The 18,945-nt window shown below is 65.3% G+C and carries 14 protein-coding genes and 1 tRNA gene; 8 read left to right on the top strand and 7 right to left on the bottom strand.

The window, feature by feature from the left end:
- Positions 1 to 278: 278 nt before the first annotated feature.
- From EVC45_RS18280 to EVC45_RS18265, 4 genes are all read left to right on the top strand, one after another.
- Positions 279 to 1,649: a DUF3300 domain-containing protein gene (locus tag EVC45_RS18280; protein ID WP_129959346.1), complete on the top strand. Its 1,371-nt coding sequence runs from the start codon at positions 279 to 281 to the stop codon at positions 1,647 to 1,649.
- A gap of 128 nt (positions 1,650 to 1,777) precedes the next feature.
- Positions 1,778 to 2,674, top strand: a complete 897-nt coding sequence (locus EVC45_RS18275; protein ID WP_129959474.1) for a DUF2950 domain-containing protein — start codon at positions 1,778 to 1,780, stop codon at positions 2,672 to 2,674.
- Between the two features lie 262 nt (positions 2,675 to 2,936).
- Positions 2,937 to 3,800, top strand: a complete 864-nt coding sequence (gene folD, locus EVC45_RS18270; RefSeq protein ID WP_129959345.1) for a bifunctional methylenetetrahydrofolate dehydrogenase/methenyltetrahydrofolate cyclohydrolase FolD — start codon at positions 2,937 to 2,939, stop codon at positions 3,798 to 3,800.
- A 349-nt stretch (positions 3,801 to 4,149) separates the two neighbouring features.
- Complete coding sequence (locus EVC45_RS18265; RefSeq protein ID WP_129959344.1) at positions 4,150 to 6,255, top strand: M3 family metallopeptidase; 2,106 nt, start codon at positions 4,150 to 4,152, stop codon at positions 6,253 to 6,255.
- 155 nt (positions 6,256 to 6,410) lie between these two features.
- Here EVC45_RS18265 and EVC45_RS18260 read toward each other — a convergent pair whose 3' ends face one another.
- Positions 6,411 to 7,727 (bottom strand): amidohydrolase family protein, encoded by a 1,317-nt coding sequence (locus EVC45_RS18260; protein WP_129959343.1) that lies wholly within the window; start codon positions 7,725 to 7,727, stop codon positions 6,411 to 6,413.
- Positions 7,728 to 7,910: 183 nt separating this feature from the next.
- Here EVC45_RS18260 and EVC45_RS18255 point away from each other — a divergent pair, with 183 nt between their 5' ends.
- Positions 7,911 to 8,609: an aspartate/glutamate racemase family protein gene (locus EVC45_RS18255; RefSeq protein ID WP_129959342.1), complete on the top strand. Its 699-nt coding sequence runs from the start codon at positions 7,911 to 7,913 to the stop codon at positions 8,607 to 8,609.
- A 91-nt stretch (positions 8,610 to 8,700) separates the two neighbouring features.
- On the opposite strand, the gene EVC45_RS18250 is transcribed toward EVC45_RS18255, so the two are convergent.
- A tRNA-Met gene (locus EVC45_RS18250) sits at positions 8,701 to 8,777 on the bottom strand.
- Between the two features lie 274 nt (positions 8,778 to 9,051).
- Here EVC45_RS18250 and EVC45_RS18245 point away from each other — a divergent pair.
- Together EVC45_RS18245 and xth are read left to right on the top strand one after the other, a co-directional pair.
- Positions 9,052 to 10,392 (top strand): DUF2142 domain-containing protein, encoded by a 1,341-nt coding sequence (locus EVC45_RS18245; protein ID WP_129959341.1) that lies wholly within the window; start codon positions 9,052 to 9,054, stop codon positions 10,390 to 10,392.
- A 95-nt stretch (positions 10,393 to 10,487) separates the two neighbouring features.
- Positions 10,488 to 11,264, top strand: a complete 777-nt coding sequence (gene xth, locus EVC45_RS18240; RefSeq protein WP_129959340.1) for an exodeoxyribonuclease III — start codon at positions 10,488 to 10,490, stop codon at positions 11,262 to 11,264.
- An 84-nt stretch (positions 11,265 to 11,348) separates the two neighbouring features.
- Here xth and EVC45_RS18235 read toward each other — a convergent pair whose 3' ends face one another.
- The 5 genes from EVC45_RS18235 to EVC45_RS18215 form a co-directional block, all read right to left on the bottom strand.
- Entirely contained in the window at positions 11,349 to 13,475 is a 2,127-nt protein-coding gene (locus tag EVC45_RS18235) for a prolyl oligopeptidase family protein (RefSeq protein WP_129959339.1), read from the bottom strand.
- Positions 13,476 to 13,615: 140 nt separating this feature from the next.
- Positions 13,616 to 15,154, bottom strand: a complete 1,539-nt coding sequence (gene ntrC, locus EVC45_RS18230; protein WP_129959338.1) for a nitrogen regulation protein NR(I) — start codon at positions 15,152 to 15,154, stop codon at positions 13,616 to 13,618.
- 37 nt (positions 15,155 to 15,191) lie between these two features.
- Positions 15,192 to 16,334, bottom strand: a complete 1,143-nt coding sequence (gene glnL / locus EVC45_RS18225; RefSeq protein WP_129959337.1) for a nitrogen regulation protein NR(II) — start codon at positions 16,332 to 16,334, stop codon at positions 15,192 to 15,194.
- 188 nt (positions 16,335 to 16,522) lie between these two features.
- The gene (glnA, locus tag EVC45_RS18220; protein ID WP_129959336.1) at positions 16,523 to 17,938 is read right to left on the bottom strand and encodes a type I glutamate--ammonia ligase; all 1,416 of its coding nucleotides are present in this window, start codon (positions 17,936 to 17,938) and stop codon (positions 16,523 to 16,525) included.
- Complete coding sequence (locus tag EVC45_RS18215; protein ID WP_129959335.1) at positions 17,931 to 18,239, bottom strand: hypothetical protein; 309 nt, start codon at positions 18,237 to 18,239, stop codon at positions 17,931 to 17,933. Before EVC45_RS18215 ends, glnA begins: the two co-directional genes overlap by 8 nt.
- Positions 18,240 to 18,394: 155 nt before the next feature.
- Between EVC45_RS18215 and EVC45_RS18210 the strand changes: the two genes are divergently transcribed.
- Positions 18,395 to 18,859: a rhodanese-like domain-containing protein gene (locus EVC45_RS18210; RefSeq protein WP_129959334.1), complete on the top strand. Its 465-nt coding sequence runs from the start codon at positions 18,395 to 18,397 to the stop codon at positions 18,857 to 18,859.
- Positions 18,860 to 18,945 lie beyond the last annotated feature (86 nt).

Raw genomic sequence — 18,945 nt, 5'->3', positions numbered from 1 at the left:
CACGTGCGGCATCCTGCGCGCCCGATGTGGTCGGGCGAAGCCGGCCGGTGTGATCGACCGGATGCCGCCGCCATCGCCCCATTCGCTGCGAGTACCCCCGTCGCGCCGGCGCGCTTCTCCCCAGCCCCACCAGCTTTTGTCTTGCCGCAAACCGTATCGCTGGCTGTCTCACCGCTTGTGCTTTCCCTGATTCCTGCGTGACGCGTCGTGGCGGCACGTGGCGCGCGTCGGCGCCTCGCGAGTCACCCCCAGTGTCACCCAACCGGGAGGAGGTCATCGTGAAACGATCCGGAGTGCACCGCCCGCGAGTGTGGCTGCGAGTGTGGCCGATCTGCGCCGCGCTGGCGGCCGCGCCCGTCGTCGCCAGTCTCGGCCTGCTGGGCGCATCCAGCATCGCGCATGCGCAAGCCCCCGCGAAAGTCTCGAACCAGCAGCTCGATTCTCTGACAGCACCGATCGCGCTCTACCCCGACGCGCTGCTCGCGCAGGTGCTGATGGCCACGACGTTTCCGCAGCAGGTGCAAGACGCGGCCGCGTGGTCGAAGTCGAATCCGAACCAGCAAGGCGACGCCGCCGTCAAGGCGGTGGCCAGCGAGCCATGGGACCCGAGCGTGCAGTCGCTCGTCGCGTTTCCGCAGGTGCTCGCGACGATGGCCTCGAAGCCCGACTGGGTCTCGCAAATGGGCAACGCATTTCTCGCCCAGCCGAGCGACGTGATGGATTCGGTGCAGCGTCTGCGCAAGCAGGCGCAGTCGGCCGGCAATCTGAAGACGACCGAGCAGCAGAAGGTCATCGTCGAGCAAAGCACGATCCAGATCGTGCCGGCCAATCCGCAAGTGGTGTATGTGCCGACCTACAACCCGACGGTCGTCTACGGCACATGGCCGTACCCGGCGTATCCGCCCGTTTATATGCCGCCGCCTCCGGGCTATGCGCTCGCGGGCGGCCTCGCCGCGGGGCTCGCGTTCGGCACCGGCGTCGCGATCGCGAATTCGCTGTGGGGCGGCTTCAACTGGAATACGCACGACGTCAACGTCAACGTCAATCGCTACAACAACATCAACGTGAACAACCGGATCAACGCCAGCGGCGGCACGACGAACTGGAACCGCGATACCAACGTCAATACCGCGAACCTGAATCGCAACGTCAACAACGCCAACCTGAACAACGCCAACCTCAACGCGCAGCGCGATGCCTACCGCGGCCGCGACCAGGAGCGCGCCCAGGCCCAGCAGACACTGCAGAACCGCACCGGGCAGAATCTCGGCGGCAGCGCGAGCCAGCGCGTGCAAGGCATCCATCAGGGCGGCGTCGAGAATCAGAATCTGCAGAATCGCGCGCAGAACGTCAATCGCGACAACGCGCTGCGCGGCGCCGGCGACGGCAATGCCTCGCGCCAGGATATGCAGCGCGGCCAGGCGAGCCGCCAGTCGTACGCGCAGCATCAGGGCGGACAAATGGGCGCGAATGGCGGCATGCAAGCTTCTCGGGGCGGCAACCCCGGAGCGAACGGCGGTGGCATGCAGCACGGCGGCGGGTTCCATGGCGGTGGCGGTGGCGGGGGTGGCGGGTTCGGCGGCGGCGGTGGCGGCGGTGGCGGTGGCGGCGGTGGCGGCCAGCCTCACTTCGGTGGCCGTCGTCGTTGAACGCGTCGAACGTCGAGGAGGAGTCTCTGATGAAGCGCTTATTTGCAAAGGGCGCGACGGGCGCCCGCGTTCAGGCCTTGGCTGATGCGTCCGGTCGCCGTGACCGCTTGCGCGTTTGGCTTCGCTACATGGAGCGTCCCGGCGGCCCCTCGGCGCGCGCACTGCTCGCCGCGCCGATCCTGCTCGCCGTCGCCGGCTTCGTTCACGCACAGGCCGTCTATCCGAGCGCGGACGCGGCCGCCAATGCGTTCGTCGATGCGCTCGCGAGCAACGACGAGCCCGCACTCAAGCACGTGCTCGGCAACGATTTCCGCCGCTTCATCCCGGCCGAGGGGATCGGCCAGGAAGACATCGACCAGTTCCTCGGCGCATGGGCGAAGGGTCACCAGATCGTCGCGGATCCGGCGAGCGGCAACGGTCGCGCGAGCGCGCATCTTGCCGTCGGCGACAGCGGCTGGACGCTGCCGATTCCGCTCGTAGAGGTCGCGCACGGCTGGCGTTTCGATCCGCCGGCCGCGCAGGGCGAAATGCTGACGCGGCGCATCGGCCGCAACGAACGCGCGGCGATCCTGACCTCGCTCGCGTACGTCGACGCGCAGAACGACTATCGCAACCTCATGCAGCACTACGCGCAGCGCTTGGTCAGCACGGCGGGCACGCACGACGGCCTGTACTGGCGGACCGCCCCCGGCGAAGCCGAGAGCCCGCTCGGGCCGCTGGCCGCAGCGATGCCCCCGAAGACCCCGGTGCAGGAAGGTTATTACGGCTATCACTACAGGATCCTGACCGGCCAGGGCTCGCATGCGCAGGGCGGCGCGAAGAACTACCTCGACGCCGGCCTCCTCAGCGGCGGCTTCGCACTGATCGCATCGCCGGTGGACTACGGCAAGACCGGCGTGATGAGCTTCATCGTCAATCAGGACGGCCAGGTGTACGAGAAGAACCTCGGCGCGCAGAGCACGCGCGCGGCCGCGGCGATCCGGTCGTTCGATCCGGACGATAGCTGGCGCCCCACCCAGCCGTAGCCAACCGTCGAGGCGAGCCTCGATCCGGACCGCTGGCTCACATCCACTGCGGAAGCGCTCCCGCGCGCCGGTATAATGTCGCACTTTGCAGCGGCGCCTTGCCCGAACGGGCAGCGCGCCTGTCGCAGGGCGACCGGCTCCGCCTATCGGCCGAAGCACACCGTCGCGCGCCCCCTCCGCGCGAGCGCTTCGCCCCTCCCTGCCGACGCGCCTGCCCCCGATCCGCTTCCCGATCCCAACTTCGACCAACGTTCGACCGACCATGACTGCCAAACTGATCGACGGCCTCGCCCTCTCCAAGACCCTGCGCGCCGACGTCGCCGCGCGCGCCGCCGCCCTGACCGCTCGCGGCCATCAGCCGGGCCTCGCCGTGATTCTGGTCGGCGACAATCCGGCCAGCGAAGTGTATGTGCGCAACAAGGTGAAGGCCTGCCACGACAACGGCCTCGGCTCGTCGTTCGACCGCTATCCGGCCGACCTGCCGGAAGCCGACCTGCTCGCGCGCATCGACGAGCTGAACCGCGATCCGGCCGTCCACGGCATTCTCGTGCAACTGCCGCTGCCGAAGCACATCGACAGCCACAAGGTGATCGAGGCGATCGCACCCGAGAAGGACGTCGACGGTTTCCACGTTGCCAACGCGGGCGCCCTGTTGACCGGTCAGCCGCTGTTCCGTCCGTGCACGCCGTATGGCGTGATGAAGATGTTCGAGGCCTACGGCATCGATCTGAAGGGCGCGAACGCGGTGGTGATCGGCCGCTCGAACATCGTCGGCAAGCCGATGGCACTGCTGCTGCTCGAAGCGGGCGCGACCGTCACGATCTGCCACAGCAAGACGCGCGATCTAGCCGCGCACACACGCAACGCCGACGTCGTGGTCGCCGCGACCGGCCTGCGCAACATCCTGACCGCGGAGATGGTGAAGCCGGGCGCGACGGTGATCGACGTCGGCATGAATCGCGACGAAGCCGGCAAGCTGTGCGGCGACGTCGACTTCGCGGGTGTCAAGGAAGTGGCCGGCCATATCACGCCGGTGCCGGGCGGCGTCGGCCCGATGACGATCACGATGCTGCTGGTCAACACGATCGAAGCGGCCGAGCGCGAGGCGAACGCAGCGAAGGCGTGATGGCCGGGCGGCGAGTGTGAGGCGGAGTGAGGCGACTCCTGCGCCTTGCCATCGTCCGCTTGCCCTCCGCCCCTCTCCGACCGACCTCCGCTCCCCTCTCCCACCGAACCACCGCCTCATCACCGCGCCGCCGGAATTCGCGGCCCACGTCCCGCCCCAACGCGCCCGGCACACCGCAACATCTGTTAATTTGTCAGCCGACGGATTGGAATCGGCGCCCCCCGCCCCAATACTGTCCATACCCGGTGCCGCCGCGCGCCGTGCGCCGATCGTCGACTAACACATCACGAGACCGCACGCGCGAGCGCCGCCGCGCCGGCCCCTTCACCCGCGTCAGACAGGAAGCCTTATGTCCACTACCGCCACGCCTCAAGACAACCCGCTCCTCGATTTTTCCGATCTGCCGCGCTTTGGCTCCATCCGGCCTGAACACGTGACGCCCGCCCTCGACGTGCTGCTCGCCGATGCGGCTGCCGCCGTCGAGCGTGCCGCGCTGCCGGTCACGCCGGCATCGTGGGCCGACGTCGTCGAACCGGTCGAGCGCGCCACCGAGCCGCTGTCGCGCGCGTGGAGCGTGATCGGCCATCTGAATGCCGTCGCCGATACGCCCGAGCTGCGCGCCGTGTACGGCGACAACCTGCCGCGCGTGACCGAGTTCTGGTCGAGCGTCGGCCAGAATCTCGCGCTCTACGAGAAGTACAAGGCACTGAACGCGAGCGACGAATTCGCGTCGCTGAACGGCGAGCGCAAGAAAATCCTCAGCAACGCGCTGCGTGACTTCCGCCTGTCGGGCGCCGAGTTGCCCGAAGACCAGAAGCCGCGTTTCGCCGAATTGCAGGAGCGCCAGGCGGCGCTGTCGAAAGCGTTCTCGGATCACGTGCTCGATGCGACCAACGCGTACGCGTACCTCGTCGAGGCGGGCAACGAGGCACAACTGGCAGGGCTGCCCGAAGACGTGATCGAGGCCGCCAAGGAAGCCGCCGAGCGCGACGGCAAGACCGGCTACAAATTCACGCTGCACTTCCCGTCGTATTTCCCGGTCATGCAGTACTCGGAAAACCGTTCGATGCGCGAAGCGATGTATCGCGCGTACGTGACCCGCGCGTCCGAGCTCGGCGCCCAATACGGCAACGGCAAGACGGAGTGGGACAACACCCAGGTGCTCGCCGACGAACTGAAGCTGCGCGCCGAAGAAGCGCAGATGCTCGGCTACGGCAACTTCGCCGAAGTGTCGCTCGCACCGAAGATGGCCGAATCGCCGGCGCAGGTGATGGCCTTCCTCGAAGACCTCGCCACGCGCGCGCGTCCGCATGCGGAGCAGGACTGGCAAGAGCTGCGCGAATTTGCCGCGAACGAACTCGGCATGACCGATCTGCAGCCGTGGGACATGACGTTCGCCGCCGAGCGTCTGCGTCAGAAGCGCTATTCGTTCTCGGAAAACGAAGTGAAGCAGTACTTCCCGGAAGACGCGGTGTTCAAGGGCCTGTTCAAGGTCACCGAGACGCTGTTCGGCGTGCGCATCCGCCGCGACGAAGCGGCCGTCTGGCATCCGGACGTGCGCTTCTTCCGCGTCGAGAATCAGGACGGCGGCCTCGTCGCGCAGTTCTATCTCGACCTGTATGCACGCGAAGGCAAGCGCGGCGGCGCCTGGATGGACGACGCGCGCGGCCGCCACAAGCTCGCGCATGGCGCGGTGCAAACGCCGGTCGCGTATCTGACCTGCAACTTCTCGGCACCGGTGGGCGGCAAGCCCGCCTGCTTCACGCACGACGAAGTGATCACGCTGTTCCACGAGTTCGGCCACGGCTTGCACCACATGCTCACGCGCGTCGATGAGCTCGGCGTGTCGGGCATCAACGGCGTCGAATGGGATGCGGTCGAACTGCCGTCGCAGTTCATGGAGAACTTCTGCTGGGAATGGGACGTGCTGTCGGATATGACCTCGCACGTCGATACCGCGAAGCCGCTGCCGCGCGAACTGTTCGACAAGATGCTGGCCGCGAAGAACTTCCAGAGCGGCCTCGGCACGCTGCGGCAGATCGTGTTCTCGATGTTCGACATGCAACTGCATACCGGCTTCGACGCGAACGGCTCGAAGAGCGCCAACGATCTCGCGCGCGAAATCAACGAACGCTTCCATGTGGTGCCGCAAGCGCCGTTCTCGCGTTGGCCGAACACGTTCAGCCATATTTTCGCGGGCGGTTACGCGGCCGGCTACTACAGCTACAAGTGGGCGGAAGTGCTGTCGGCCGACGCGTACGCGGCGTTCGAGGAAGCCGCGCAAGCCGCGGGCAGCGTGCTCGATCAGTCGACCGGCATGCGCTATCGACGTGAGATCCTCGAAGTGGGCGGCAGCCGTCCGGCGATGGAATCGTTCAAGGCGTTCCGAGGCCGCGAGCCGAATATCGATGCGCTGCTGCGGCATAACGGCATGGCGCCGGGTGCCGCGCACTAAGCGACGTACTGAGCGACGCACTGACCAATTCGGGCGTCGCGATGATCGTTGGTTCGGCGTGGACGAGACGGCGCTGAACGAGCGATGCCGTTAAAAGACCGGCGGTCTGCGCGAGCAGGCCGCCGTTTTTTCATTCATGCGCGACCCGCACGTCGCTACGCGCGATGCAGCTTGAAATCGACCTGCTCAGGCCGCCCTTCGAGCGATAACGTCGCGCTCGCGGCCGGCGCCCGGCTCACCACCCTGCCCCGGCTCACCACCGCGAGCCGCGCGGCGCGCAGACGGATCGCCTCGAGCTCGTCGCGCGCATCGAGCACGACGAGATTGGCCGCGCAGCCGGGCGCGACGCCATAGTCGTCCAGACCGAGAATGCGCGCCGCGTTCACGGTCACCGCGTCGAATGAGGCGTGCATGCCGTCGACGCTGGTCATCTGCGCAACATGCAGGCCCATCTGCGCGACTTCGAGCATGTCGGCCGAACCGAGGCTGTACCACGGGTCCATCACGCAATCGTGGCCGAATGCGACCGTGATACCCGCGGCCAGCATCTCCGGCACGCGCGTCATGCCGCGCCGTTTCGGGTAGGTGTCGCTGCGGCCCTGCAGCGTGATGTTGATCAGCGGATTCGCGATCGCCGCGACGCCCGACTCGCGCATCAGCGGCAACAGCTTGCTCACGTAGTAGTTGTCCATCGAATGCATCGACGTCAGGTGCGAACCGGCGACGCGTCCGTGCAGGCCGAGCCGGTGGGTTTCGGCCGCGAGCGTTTCGATGTGGCGCGACAGCGGATCGTCCGATTCGTCGCAATGCATGTCGACGCGCAGGCCCTGCTCGGCCGCGTACTCGCACAGCATGCGCACCGACTGCGCGCCGTCGGCCATCGTGCGCTCGAAATGCGGAATGCCGCCGACCACGTCGACGCCCATGCCGATCGCGCGCTTCAGGTTGTCGAAAGCGCCGGCGCTGCGCAGCAGACCGTCCTGAGGAAAAGCGACCAGTTGCAGATCCAGATACGGGGCAACGCGGCGCTTCACTTCGAGCAACGCCTCGACCGCAAGCAGACGCGGATCGCACACGTCGACGTGGCTGCGGATCGCGAGCAGGCCGCGAGCGACGGCCCAATCGCAATACTGCATCGCGCGTTCGATCAACGCTTGCTGCGTGAGATCGGGTTTCAGCTCGCCCCAAAGCGCGATGCCTTCGAGCAGCGTGCCCGATGCGTTCACGCGCGGCAAACCGTACGACAGCGTCGCGTCCATATGGAAATGCGGATCGACGAACGCCGGCGTGACGAGCGAACCTGCCGCGTCGATTTCGTCGCGCGCGCTCGCGGCCAGCTTCGGCTCGAGCGCGACGATGCGGCCCGCGTCGATGCCAATGTCGATTGGAGACCGGTGATGCGCAGACTGGTGATGCGGGGACAGCTGGGCGGCGCTGCGCGGCAGCGTCGCGCGGCGGATGATCAGATCCATGTATCGCTCCGGTTGATCGCGTTCGGACTCGCTACGATTCTATCGGCGCCAGAAAAATGCGGGCGCTCATTGCGAATAGCGTTGCCGATGCGTACCGGCCCGCGCGGCGCAATCCGTACCGGCGGCCAGCGATGCGACGCGCCTATACTCGCCGTTTCGGCCATGCATTGACGGAGCGTACAGATGAAAACGATCGGCGTGATCGGCGGGATGAGCTGGGAGTCGTCCAGCGAGTATTACCGGCTGCTGAACCGCCACGCGAAGGCGCGGCTAGGCGGTCATCACAACGCGCGCAGTCTGCTGCTGACCGTCGATTTCGCGTCGATCGAGGCGAACCAGCGCGCCGGCGACTGGCACGCGCTCGGCGAACAGATGGCCGACGCCGCGCGCCAGCTCGAACGCGGCGGCGCCGATCTCGTGATCCTTGCGACGAACACGATGCATCGCGTGTACGAATCGATCGAGCGGGCCATCACGGTGCCGTTCCTGCACATCGCCGATCCGACCGGCGCGGCGCTGCGCGCGGCGGGCGTCGAGCGCGTGGGCCTGCTCGGCACGCGCTACACGATGGAGCAGACGTTCTATACGGGCCGGCTGCGCGAGCGCTACGGACTCGACACGCTCGTACCCGATGACGACGAGCGCGCGGACGTGCACCGCATCATTTACGACGAGCTATGCCACGGTAACGTGGACGACGGGTCGCGCAAAGTCTATCAACGCGTGATCGAGCATCTGGCCGCGCGTGGCGCGCAGGCGGTAATACTCGGTTGCACGGAGATCACGCTGCTGATCAAGCCGGAAGATTCGGTGCTGCCTGTGTTCGATACCACGGCGTTGCATGCGCATGCGGCAGTGGACTGGGCGATCGGGGAACAGTGATGATGGGCTTCAGACTGCGCCACGAGCAAAGTGAAGCGCTGAACGTCAAAAAGCCCGCATGGCTTGCGCGATGCGGGCTTTCAACAATGCTTGGTTGCGGGGGTAGGATTTGAACCTACGACCTTCGGGTTATGAGCCCGACGAGCTGCCAGACTGCTCCACCCCGCGTCAGAGAAAAAAGATTATATAAGGTCGCGGACAAAATGTCAAACCCTTGCGCGAACATTTGCGCATGAGCACGCGATTTGCGACACCGCATCTGCGCCATCAGTAAAGACCGATCCGATCTGCCAGACACCCGACACAGCCCCGTATTCCACGCATTGCGCGAGGCACGCAGCAAGTAAAATGTCGCATCTCCGAAGGCAGTTCCCCATCGCCACACCAGGGCTTGGACCACGCCCGAATCATCGCGGCCCCAACCACGAGACCTTAATTACCCATGCGACAACTAAAACAAAGCGCAGTCGTGTTTTTTGCGATCGTTATTCTCGGCAGCATCCTGTCGGCCATCATCCCGCCCATGCAATCGCCGGACGAGGGGGACCACCTGAAGCGCGCCTATCTGCTATCGATCGGGTCGCACGTGCACACGCCGTCGGGTCAATCCACCGGCGGCGACATCGACGACGGGCTCAAGGATTTCATGGCGGCCTATCTGAACGCCGTAGCGAACAAGCCGCACACGACGTTGACGCCCCAAACGATCCACGACGCGAACGAGATCCGATGGTCAGGTACGCGAAGCTTCGACCCGATGCCGAACGCATCGCCCTACTTTCCGCTCGCGTATATTCCGCAGGCCATCGGTCTGCGAATCGGCCAGACGCTCAATCTGCGCGTCGGCACTTCGTACCGCCTTGCGCGCGCCGCGTCGCTCGCGGCCATCGCCGCGTTGCTTGCGCTGTCGTTCCAGATCTTCCGGCCGAACGCACTCGTGATTTGCGTGCTGGCGCTGCCCATGACGATGTTCCAGATTGCCAGCGCTACCCAGGACGGCATCTCGATCGCGTGGCTGATCCTGTCGGCCAGTCTTTTCCGGCACGGACTCGAACGCGAGCGGAGCTTTCCCACATGGATGGGCGTACTGTTGATCCTGTCGGCCTTCCTCGTGATGTCGAGTCGACCACAACTTTTCCCGATTGCGCTATTCCCCGCTTCCGTGTTCTGGGTGCGCCGTGACCGGCGCGCGCTGGTCGTGACCGCTATCGCCACGCTCGGCGCGCTCGCCTGGATCATCCACGGGCTCGGCGTCGTGAACATGGGCCACCCGCGCTCGATGAGCACCGGACAGATCCTGTCGATGTACGCGCATCATCCGATGGAGCTGATTGCGGTATTCGCGCGTACGCTCTCGGACCCCGGGTACCTGGCTTTCTACTGGCACTCGTTCGTCGGCATTCTCGGATGGCTCGATACGCCGATGCCGGCTTCGATCTATCTGTCGGCCGCCGTGGCGCTGATCGTCGCCGCGGCGATCTCGTTCTCGCGCGATGTGTCGCGCTGCGCGCGCTGGTTGCCGATTTTCTGCGCGGCCGCGGCACTCGGGCTCGCGTTCCTGGCCATGCTGATCACATGGACGGATCAGCCCGCCCAATTCATCGTCGGTGTGCAGGGCCGCTACTTCACCGCGCCGGCACTGCTCGTCGCCTATGGACTTGGCAGCCAATCGACGAGCGAAAGGCGCGCGATGGCTCAACTGGTCGTCTGTGGTGGATTCCTTGCGATCAGTGCGTTCCTGACCGCGTCGACGGTGCTGTGGCGCTACTATCTCGGCATGTGAACAGCGCGCGGGCGACTGGCAGGCGCCGACTTTGCGCCGGTGAGGCCCCCGCTATAATCGGCGTTGCTCTCATCACGCTCGCATCGGATATCTTCGTGAAAATCGCCACCTGGAACGTCAACTCCCTCAAAGTCCGCCAGCAACACGTCATCGACTGGCTCGCGAGCAGCGGCACCGACGTGCTGTGCCTGCAGGAACTGAAGCTCCCCGACGAAAAATTTCCGCGCGCCGAACTCGAAGCAGTCGGCTATCGCAGCTGGTACGCGGGTCAAAAAACCTATAACGGTGTCGGCATTCTGGTGCGCGAAGGTTTGAACGTCGACGAAAACAGCATCGTGCGCAATATCCCCGGTTTCGAGGATCCGCAGCAGCGCGTGATCGCGGCGACCATCGACGGCGTGCGCATCGTCTCCGCGTATTTTCCGAACGGCCAGGCGCCCGGCACCGACAAGTTCGCGTACAAGCTGCGCTGGCTCGACGCACTGCACGACTGGCTCGCAACCGAGATGACGCTGCATCCGAAGCTCGCCTTGCTCGGCGACTACAACATCGCGCCTGAAGATCGCGACGTGCACGATCCGAAGGCATGGGAAGGTCAGAATCTGGTATCGCCGGAGGAACGCGCGGCGTTCGTGCGTCTGATCGGCCTCGGTCTGCTCGACGCGTTCCGCCAGTTCGAGCAGCAGGAGAAAATCTATTCGTGGTGGGACTACCGGATGATGGCGTTCCGTCGCAACGCGGGGCTGCGCATCGATCACATCCTGCTGTCGAAGGCACTCGCGGAGATCTGCTCGGCGTGCGACATCGACAAGCTGCCGCGCAAGTGGGAGCAGCCGTCGGATCACGCGCCGGTGTTCGCGCAGCTCGGTTGATCCCGGGTCGAGTCCGGGTCGATCCCGGGTTGATTCGGAAAGCAGCGACGAAGCGAGGCAGCGCTGCCTCGCTTGAGTATCGCTTCAAGCGTCGCCCAGCACACTCCACAAGAAGCCGAACACCATCGCATCATGCTCGGCCTGCTCCAGCTCATCGGAGCCGCCGTGTCCGCCCTCCGTATTCTCCCGATACCACACCTGCTGCGCACCCAGCGCCTGCATGCGCGCGGCCATCTTGCGCGCGTGGCCGGGATGCACACGATCGTCGGCGGTCGACGTCGTGAACAGCACCGGCGGATACATCACGCCCGCCGCGAGGTTGTGATACGGCGAATACGCGGCCAGCGCGCGCGCTTCGTCGGGTTCGTCAGGGTCGCCGTACTCGTCGATCCACGAAGCGCCCGCATGCAGCAGGTGATAGCGGCTCATATCGAGCAACGGCACCTCGCACACAACCGCGCCGAATAGCTGCGGCCGCTGCACCATGCAGGTGGCCACCAGCAGACCGCCGTTGCTGCCGCCCTGAATGCCGAGCTGCGCGGCGCTGGTCACGCCGGTCGCGATCAGCGCTTCGGCGACCGCGATGAAATCATCGAATGCACGCTGGCGATCCTCGCCCTGCGCCGCCGTGTGCCAGCGCGTGCCGAACTCGCCGCCGCCGCGAATATGCGCGACCACGTAAACGCCGCCGCGTTCGAGCCAGCCGATGCCCTGCCCCGTCAGATAGCTCGGCAGCAGCGGAATCGCGAAGCCGCCGTAGCCGCTCAGCAGACACGGACGCGGCGGCTTTTCATCGCCCGGCGATGACGATGCTTGCGCCGGTCCAATCACCGTGTACGGCACCCGCGTGCCATCGGCCGATACCGCATGTCCGCGCGTCACGGCAACCTGCGTCGCGTCGAACTGTGTCGGCCAGCGGTCGAGCAACTCCCACTCGCCGGGCTCGTCGGGCGCGAGATCGGACAGCCAGTAGGCTGGCGGTTGCAGATAATCGTCGGTGTCGACGAACACTTCGTCGTTCAGCGTCGACTCGACCGGCGACACATCGACCTGCGCGTCGCCGCGCGACGCGAACATGCGCTCGCGCCAGTGCCATGCGCCGTCCTCGCGCTGCGACGGCGTCCAGATCAGGGTCTTGCCGCGCACATCGTCGAGATACGACACGATCAGATGATGCCGCGTATGCGACCAGTCGCAGGCCGAGGTCAGCGGCGTCGGCGTGAAGAGCGGCGTTACGTCGCGCTCGCCGCGCAGAAATGCGTCCTCGCGAATCGCGAGCAGCGCGCCGCCCGGATGGCGCACGAGCTTGCCGTCCCACTCGCAGTCCCAGTCGAGCCGCGGCTCGAGCAGCAGCCAACCCTGCCACGCACCCACCGCGACGTGCGACGGCACGTCGTAACGATGCCAGGCGTCGCTCACGGCGTCGAGGTAATAGGTGTGCGAATCGAAAAAGTCGACACTGCTCGTCACCGTATGCCGGCGATCGACCGGATCGTAATGCGCCTCCACGCCGATGTCGCCAAACTCGCCGCGAAACACGACGGGCGCATCGGCGAGCGCGGTGCCGCGGGTCCAGCGCCGCACATCGCGCGGATAGCCGGAGCGCGTCAACGTCTTGCGCCCGTTGTCCCAGCCGACGTAGAGCGTGTCGCGATCGATCCACGACACCGTGTGCTTGCCCGCCTTCGCGATCGCGAAGCCAGCGTCGACGAAACGCTGCGCGTCGAGATCGAACTCGCGCACGACGAGCGCATCCGAGCCGCCCGGCGACATCGTGATCAGCGCGCGGTCGCCGTCCGGATAGAGAATGTCGAGATCGACGCAGACCCACGGCTTGCCTTCGGCCGCGCCGAGCGCGTCGAAGTCGAGCAGGTTCTGCCACTCCCGCGCACCGTTGCGCCATGCGGCCCACGTGGTGCGTCGCCAGATGCCGCGCGGATTGCGCTCGTCCTGCCACAGATCGTAAGCCCAGTCCTTCCAGCGATCCGGAATCACCGGACGCTCGCGCGGCAGATAGGCATCGGCGAGCCGGCCTCTGAGCGTGTCGAACGACGCGCCGCTGCACCACGCCGCGCGCGTGCGCGCATTCTGCGCCTCGACCCATGCGAGCGCGTCGGCGTCGTACAGCTCTTCGAGCGACAGGAAGGGATCGGGGGAAAGCGGCCACTCGAACGGAGCGGGAGGAGCGGGAGGAGCGGAAGAAGCTGGCATCGTCGGCTGTTGGATCGGAACAGCGATGATTATGCCTCGTGCGCGGTGCTTGCCGGTTTGCCGCGCGGCGCGACGCAAAAACGACGAAGGCGGCCTGAGCCGCCTTCGCCTGCGATGCAGGATCGCTCAACACCAGCGCGTCAAGGTTCGAGATTCAATTCCTGAATCTTGCGCGTAATCGTATTGCGGCCGATGCCGAGCCGCTCGGCCGCCTCGACCTTGCGGCCGCGCGTGAAGTCGAGCGCCTCGCGGATCACGGCCGCTTCGAAGCGGCGCGCGAGTTCGTCCATCACGTCGGCCGCGTTCTCGCGCAGCATGCGCGCGACCTCGGTACGCAAACCGCCTTCCCATGCGCTGAGCGCCGCGGCGACCGACACCCCGGCCGCACCGCCCGGATGCACGAGCGTGTTGCCGTTCGTGCCCACGAGCGGTGCGCCGCTCGCGTATCCCGCATTGGCCGCGACGGCACCGTCCGTCGTCGCGCCGGCAGCGGCAGCGGCACCCGGCTCGCTCCCGGCGCCGTGCGCGGGAACCAGATCGGGCGGCAGATCCTTGATCTCGATCGTCTGCGCGGGCGCCATCACGGTGAGCCAGTTCGCGAGGTTCTCGAGCTGCCGCACGTTGCCCGGAAACGGCAGCGACGCGAGATACGCGAGCGCCTCGTCGGACACGCGCTTCGGTTCGACGCCGAGATCACGCGCGCTCTTCTGCAGGAAATGACGCGTGAGCAGCGGGATGTCTTCGCTGCGCTCGCGCAACGCGGGCAAGCGCAGACGGATCACGTTCAGACGGTGATACAGGTCCTCGCGAAACAGGCCCTGCCGCACACGCGATTCGAGGTTCTGGTGGGTCGCCGCGATCACACGCACGTTCGAGCGCAACGGATTGTGGCCACCCACGCGATAGAACTGCCCGTCCGACAGCACGCGCAACAGGCGCGTCTGCAGATCGAACGGCATGTCGCCGATTTCGTCGAGAAACAGCGTGCCGTTCTCGGCCTGCTCGAAGCGCCCCTGGCGCATCGCCTGCGCGCCCGTGAACGCCCCGCGCTCGTGACCGAACAGTTCGGACTCCAGCAGATCTTTCGGGATCGCGGCCGTGTTCAACGCGATGAAGGGGCCGTTCGCGCGTGGGCTATGTCGGTGCAACGCACGCGCGACCAGTTCCTTCCCGGTGCCTGATTCGCCGGTAATGAGCACGGTGGCCGCCGAATGCGACAGCCGGCCGATCGCGCGAAACATGTCCTGCATCGCGGGTGCCTGGCCGAGCATCTCGGGCGCTTCGGCGACGCGCTCGTCCCATGTCTGCTCGCCGCGCATGCTTTCGTCGACCGCGCGGCGAATCAGCTCGACGGCCTTGTCGACGTCGAACGGCTTCGCGAGATACTCGAACGCGCCGCCCTGGAATGCGGCGACCGCGCTGTCGAGATCCGAGAACGCGGTCATGATGATGACCGGCAAGCCCGGCACCTTGTCGCGTACGGTTTGCAGCAACTCCAGCCCGGAGCCGCCGGGCATGCGGATATCGGAGACCAGCACCTGGGGGCTGTCGTGATCGAGCGCGGCCGACGCTTCGCGCACGTTCGCGAAGCTGCGCGTCGCGAAGTTCTCGCGCGCCAGCGCTTTCTCGAGCACCCAGCGAATTGATTGATCGTCGTCTACTATCCAGATCGGCTTCATATAGGTCGGTCAGAAGTCTTAAGGTGCTTGGTGGAATCTAGAGGTCGAGCGGCAGCAGAATCTGAAACTCGGTATGGCCCGGCCGGCTGTCCACTTCGATCAGACCTTCGTGCTGCTGCACGAAGGTCTGCGCGAGCGTGAGACCGAGACCGCTGCCGTCCTCGCGCCCCGACACGAGCGGATAGAAAATGCGGTCGCGAATCTCTTCGGGAATGCCTGGGCCGTTGTCGATGATATGCAAGTCCAATGCCAGCTTGCACAAGCGTTTTGAAATGGTGACCTTGCGCGCGATGCGCGTGCGCAACTCGATGCGCGCATCGCCCTGCGAGATCCGTTCGCGCAGCGCTTCGGCCGCATTGCGCACGATGTTCAGCAGCGCCTGGATCAGTTGCTCCTTGTCGCCGCGCAGATCCGGCACGCTGACGTCGTAGTCGCGCTCGATCGTCAGACCGCGCGGAAACTCCGCGAGAATCACCTGCCGCACGCGCTCGCACACCTCGTGAATATTTACGTCGCCGACGATATGCGGATGCCGGTGCGGTTCGAGCAAGCGGTCGACCAGCGTCTGCAGCCGGTCCGATTCCTTGATGATGACCTGGGTGTACTCGCGCAACTCGTCGCGCTGACGCTCGCCGAGTTCGAACTCGAGCAGCTGCGCGGCGCCGCGAATGCCGCCGAGCGGATTCTTGATTTCGTGCGCGAGATTGCGGATCAGATGCTTGTTGACGGCCGTCAGGTCGTTGATGCGTTCTTCGCGGTCGGTGCGCAGATGCCGCTCGTTCTCGAACAGCTCGAGCAACACGTAGTCCTGCGCGCTTTCCAGAAAGCCGACGATCGCATGGACGTGCAGCGGTTCGTGGCCGGGTCGTTCGAGCACGGCGTCCAGATGCGTCGCGTGAAAACGGTGCGCGGCGATCGCGGTGATCGTCGCGATCAGTTCGTCCCCGTTCGAGAAGATGTCGGGCCACGCCATCTGCGTGAGTTGCTTGCGCGACATCTCCAGCATCGACTCCGCCGACGGATTCGCGAACGCGACCCGCAGCGTGCGCTTCTCGAGCACCAGCACGACGGTCGGCAACGCCTCGAAGCCCGGCAGCAAGCCGGAACCCACGAGCTGCATGTCGTCCGACAGCGTCTGTTCGTGTCCTTTCCTTGCCTTGATCAGATTCTTGAGAACCATCTTGCAGTCTGGCCGGTAGGAGATGGTGATAAATCAGGAGTGCTGCTTGTTGGTGCTTCGTCGAATTGCCTATTTGCCCGCGCGCGGCCGGCCTAACGAAAAAGGGACGGCGCCGCCGTCCCTTCGTGACCGATCGCGAGCGTCGGGCCAGGCGCTTCGCCGGTTGAAGGGCGAAGCGCCATGGCCGCTTACAGCGAGTAGTACATTTCGAATTCGATCGGGTGCACCGACTGACGATAACGCTGCAGTTCCGTCGTCTTCAGTTCGATGTACGCGTCGAGCATCGCATCCGTGAACACGCCACCGCGCGTCAGGAATTCGCGGTCCGCGTCGAGCGAGTCGAGAGCCTGGTCGAGGCCGGCGCACACGGTCGGGATCTTTGCATCCTCTTCCGGCGGCAGGTCGTACAGGTTCTTGTCGGCGGCTTCGCCCGGGTGAATCTTGTTCTGCACGCCGTCCAGACCCGCCATCATCAGCGCGGAGAAGCACAGGTACGGATTCGCCAGCGGATCCGGGAAGCGCGTTTCGATACGGCGGCCCTTCGGGTTCGACACGTGCGGAATACGGATCGATGCCGAACGGTTGCGAGCCGAGTAAGCGAGCTTGACCGGCGCTTCGAAGTGCGGCACGAGACGCTTGTACGAGTTCGTACCCGGGTTCGTGATCGCGTTCAGCGCGCGAGCGTGCTTGATGATGCCGCCGATGTAGAACAGCGCGAATTCCGACAGACCCGCGTAGCCATTGCCCGCGAACAGGTTCTGGCCGTCCTTCCAGATCGACTGGTGAACGTGCATGCCCGAACCGTTATCGCCGACGACCGGCTTCGGCATGAACGTTGCCGTCTTGCCGTACGTGTGCGCGACGTTGTGGATGATGTACTTCATCTGCTGCAGCCAGTCCGCGCGCTGCACCAGCGTCGAGAACTTGGTGCCGATTTCGTTCTGGCCTTGACCCGCCACTTCGTGGTGGTGCACTTCGACCGGAATGCCGATCTGTTCGAGCAGCAGACACATTTCCGAGCGGATGTCCTGGAACGTGTCGACCGGCGCGACCGGGAAGTAGCCGCCCTTGGTGCCCGGACGGTGGCCGGTGTTGCCGCCTTCGAATTCCTTCGCCGACGACCACGGTGCTTCTTCCGAGCCGATCTTGATGAAGCAGCCCGACTGGTCCGTGTTCCACTGCACCGAGTCGAAAATGAAGAATTCCGGTTCCGGACCGAAGTAAGCGGTGTCGCCGAGACCCGAGCTCTTCAGGTACGCTTCAGCGCGCTTCGCGAGCGAGCGCGGATCGCGCTCGTAGCCCTTGCCGTCAGCCGGTTCGACGACGTCGCAGGTCAGCACCAGGGTCGATTCTTCGAAGAACGGGTCGATGAAGGCCGTGTTCGCGTCCGGGACCAGCAACATGTCCGATGCTTCGATGCCCTTCCAGCCGGCAATCGACGAACCGTCAAACGCATGGCCGCTTTCGAACTTGTCTTCATCGAATGCCGACACCGGCACCGAAACGTGTTGCTCCTTGCCGCGCGTGTCGGTGAAACGGAAGTCGACAAATTTGACGTCTTCGTCTTTGACGAGTTGAATGACGTCGGCCACGGATTTACTCATAACCTATCTCCTGATTAACAATATCGGCGGATTCAGCCGCCGCCCAATCTAGCTGACCCGTCCCGGAACGTCCACCTATACGGCGTCGCTGGGCGGAAAATTCTTCCGGGACCAATCGATCGGCACCAATAAAGCAGATAGTGTGCCATGTCTCGTTCCCGGATGTACCGATCCGGCGCATTCCCTTACTGCGCTTACGGTTGCGGGCCACGCCCGTAGCGCGAGCACCGTTGCGAAGAAATGCATCGGGATCCTCACGCACCAGTTTCGTGCATTCACCGCTTTGGAAATCGCGATCCATTCTATTTTGGTGCATACAGGCAAAAATGCACCATGTCTGCGCATCGAGATTGGGGCGGTGTCCGGTGACTGCCCGGAGCCGTCCAGTCTACACAGGTCTCTGCGGTATCTGCCGCGCGCTAGAATGATCATTTGGTCTGAAGGAGATTGACGCTCATGAGCACGCTCGAACAGCTTTACGCGCAGGCGGACGCCCGCCGCACCGAGAACCAACTGCCCTATGCGGGCGCGGTCTCGCCGGCCGAGGCGTTCGAACTGCTGGAACTCGATCCGCGCACCCGTCTCGTCGACGTGCGCACCCGCGCCGAGCTCGACTGGGTCGGCCGGCCGGTGATCGGCGATGGGCAATACGCGCATGTCGAATGGACGCGCTATCCGGGCGCGGTACCCAATCAGGAGTTCATGCAGCAACTGGCGCAGGTGGCCTCGCCCGACACGCCGGTGCTGTTCCTGTGCCGCAGCGCCGCGCGCTCGAAGCTCGCCGCGATCGCCGCGACCCAGGCCGGCTTCACGAAGGCATACGACCTGCTGGAAGGCTTCGAAGGCGACAAGGACGGCCAGGGGCATCGGAAGACGGTGTCGGGATGGTGTTTTCGCGGCTTGCCGTGGATCGGCGCGTGATCGCGCGCGGGCCGCACTGCCCCGGATGTGCAAGCCCGTGTCATGGTGCTGAAGCAGGCTGATTGAAACGGCACGCGCCGACCACG

Origin of the sequence: Paraburkholderia sp. UYCP14C (genome assembly GCF_004197395.1) — a bacterium.
Classification (GTDB): Bacteria; Pseudomonadota; Gammaproteobacteria; order Burkholderiales; family Burkholderiaceae; genus Paraburkholderia.
Note: the sequence above shows the minus strand (reverse complement) of the source record. Positions and strands in the feature narration are given on the sequence as shown.

Bases quoted from the DNA above. Each gene is read 5' to 3' on its own strand.
- EVC45_RS18275 (WP_129959474.1), top strand. From the start codon at position 1,778: ATGGAGCGTCCCGGCGGCCCCTCGGCGCGCGCACTGCTCGCCGCGCCG.
- glnA (WP_129959336.1), bottom strand. From the start codon at position 17,938: ATGAGTAAATCCGTGGCCGACGTCATTCAACTCGTCAAAGACGAAGAC.
- ntrC (WP_129959338.1), bottom strand. From the start codon at position 15,154: ATGAAGCCGATCTGGATAGTAGACGACGATCAATCAATTCGCTGGGTG.
- EVC45_RS18245 (WP_129959341.1), top strand. From the start codon at position 9,052: ATGCGACAACTAAAACAAAGCGCAGTCGTGTTTTTTGCGATCGTTATT.
- EVC45_RS18255 (WP_129959342.1), top strand. From the start codon at position 7,911: ATGAAAACGATCGGCGTGATCGGCGGGATGAGCTGGGAGTCGTCCAGC.
- EVC45_RS18235 (WP_129959339.1), bottom strand. From the start codon at position 13,475: ATGCCAGCTTCTTCCGCTCCTCCCGCTCCTCCCGCTCCGTTCGAGTGG.
- folD (WP_129959345.1), top strand. From the start codon at position 2,937: ATGACTGCCAAACTGATCGACGGCCTCGCCCTCTCCAAGACCCTGCGC.
- glnL (WP_129959337.1), bottom strand. From the start codon at position 16,334: ATGGTTCTCAAGAATCTGATCAAGGCAAGGAAAGGACACGAACAGACG.
- EVC45_RS18260 (WP_129959343.1), bottom strand. From the start codon at position 7,727: ATGGATCTGATCATCCGCCGCGCGACGCTGCCGCGCAGCGCCGCCCAG.
- EVC45_RS18215 (WP_129959335.1), bottom strand. From the start codon at position 18,239: ATGGATCGCGATTTCCAAAGCGGTGAATGCACGAAACTGGTGCGTGAG.
- EVC45_RS18265 (WP_129959344.1), top strand. From the start codon at position 4,150: ATGTCCACTACCGCCACGCCTCAAGACAACCCGCTCCTCGATTTTTCC.
- EVC45_RS18210 (WP_129959334.1), top strand. From the start codon at position 18,395: ATGAGCACGCTCGAACAGCTTTACGCGCAGGCGGACGCCCGCCGCACC.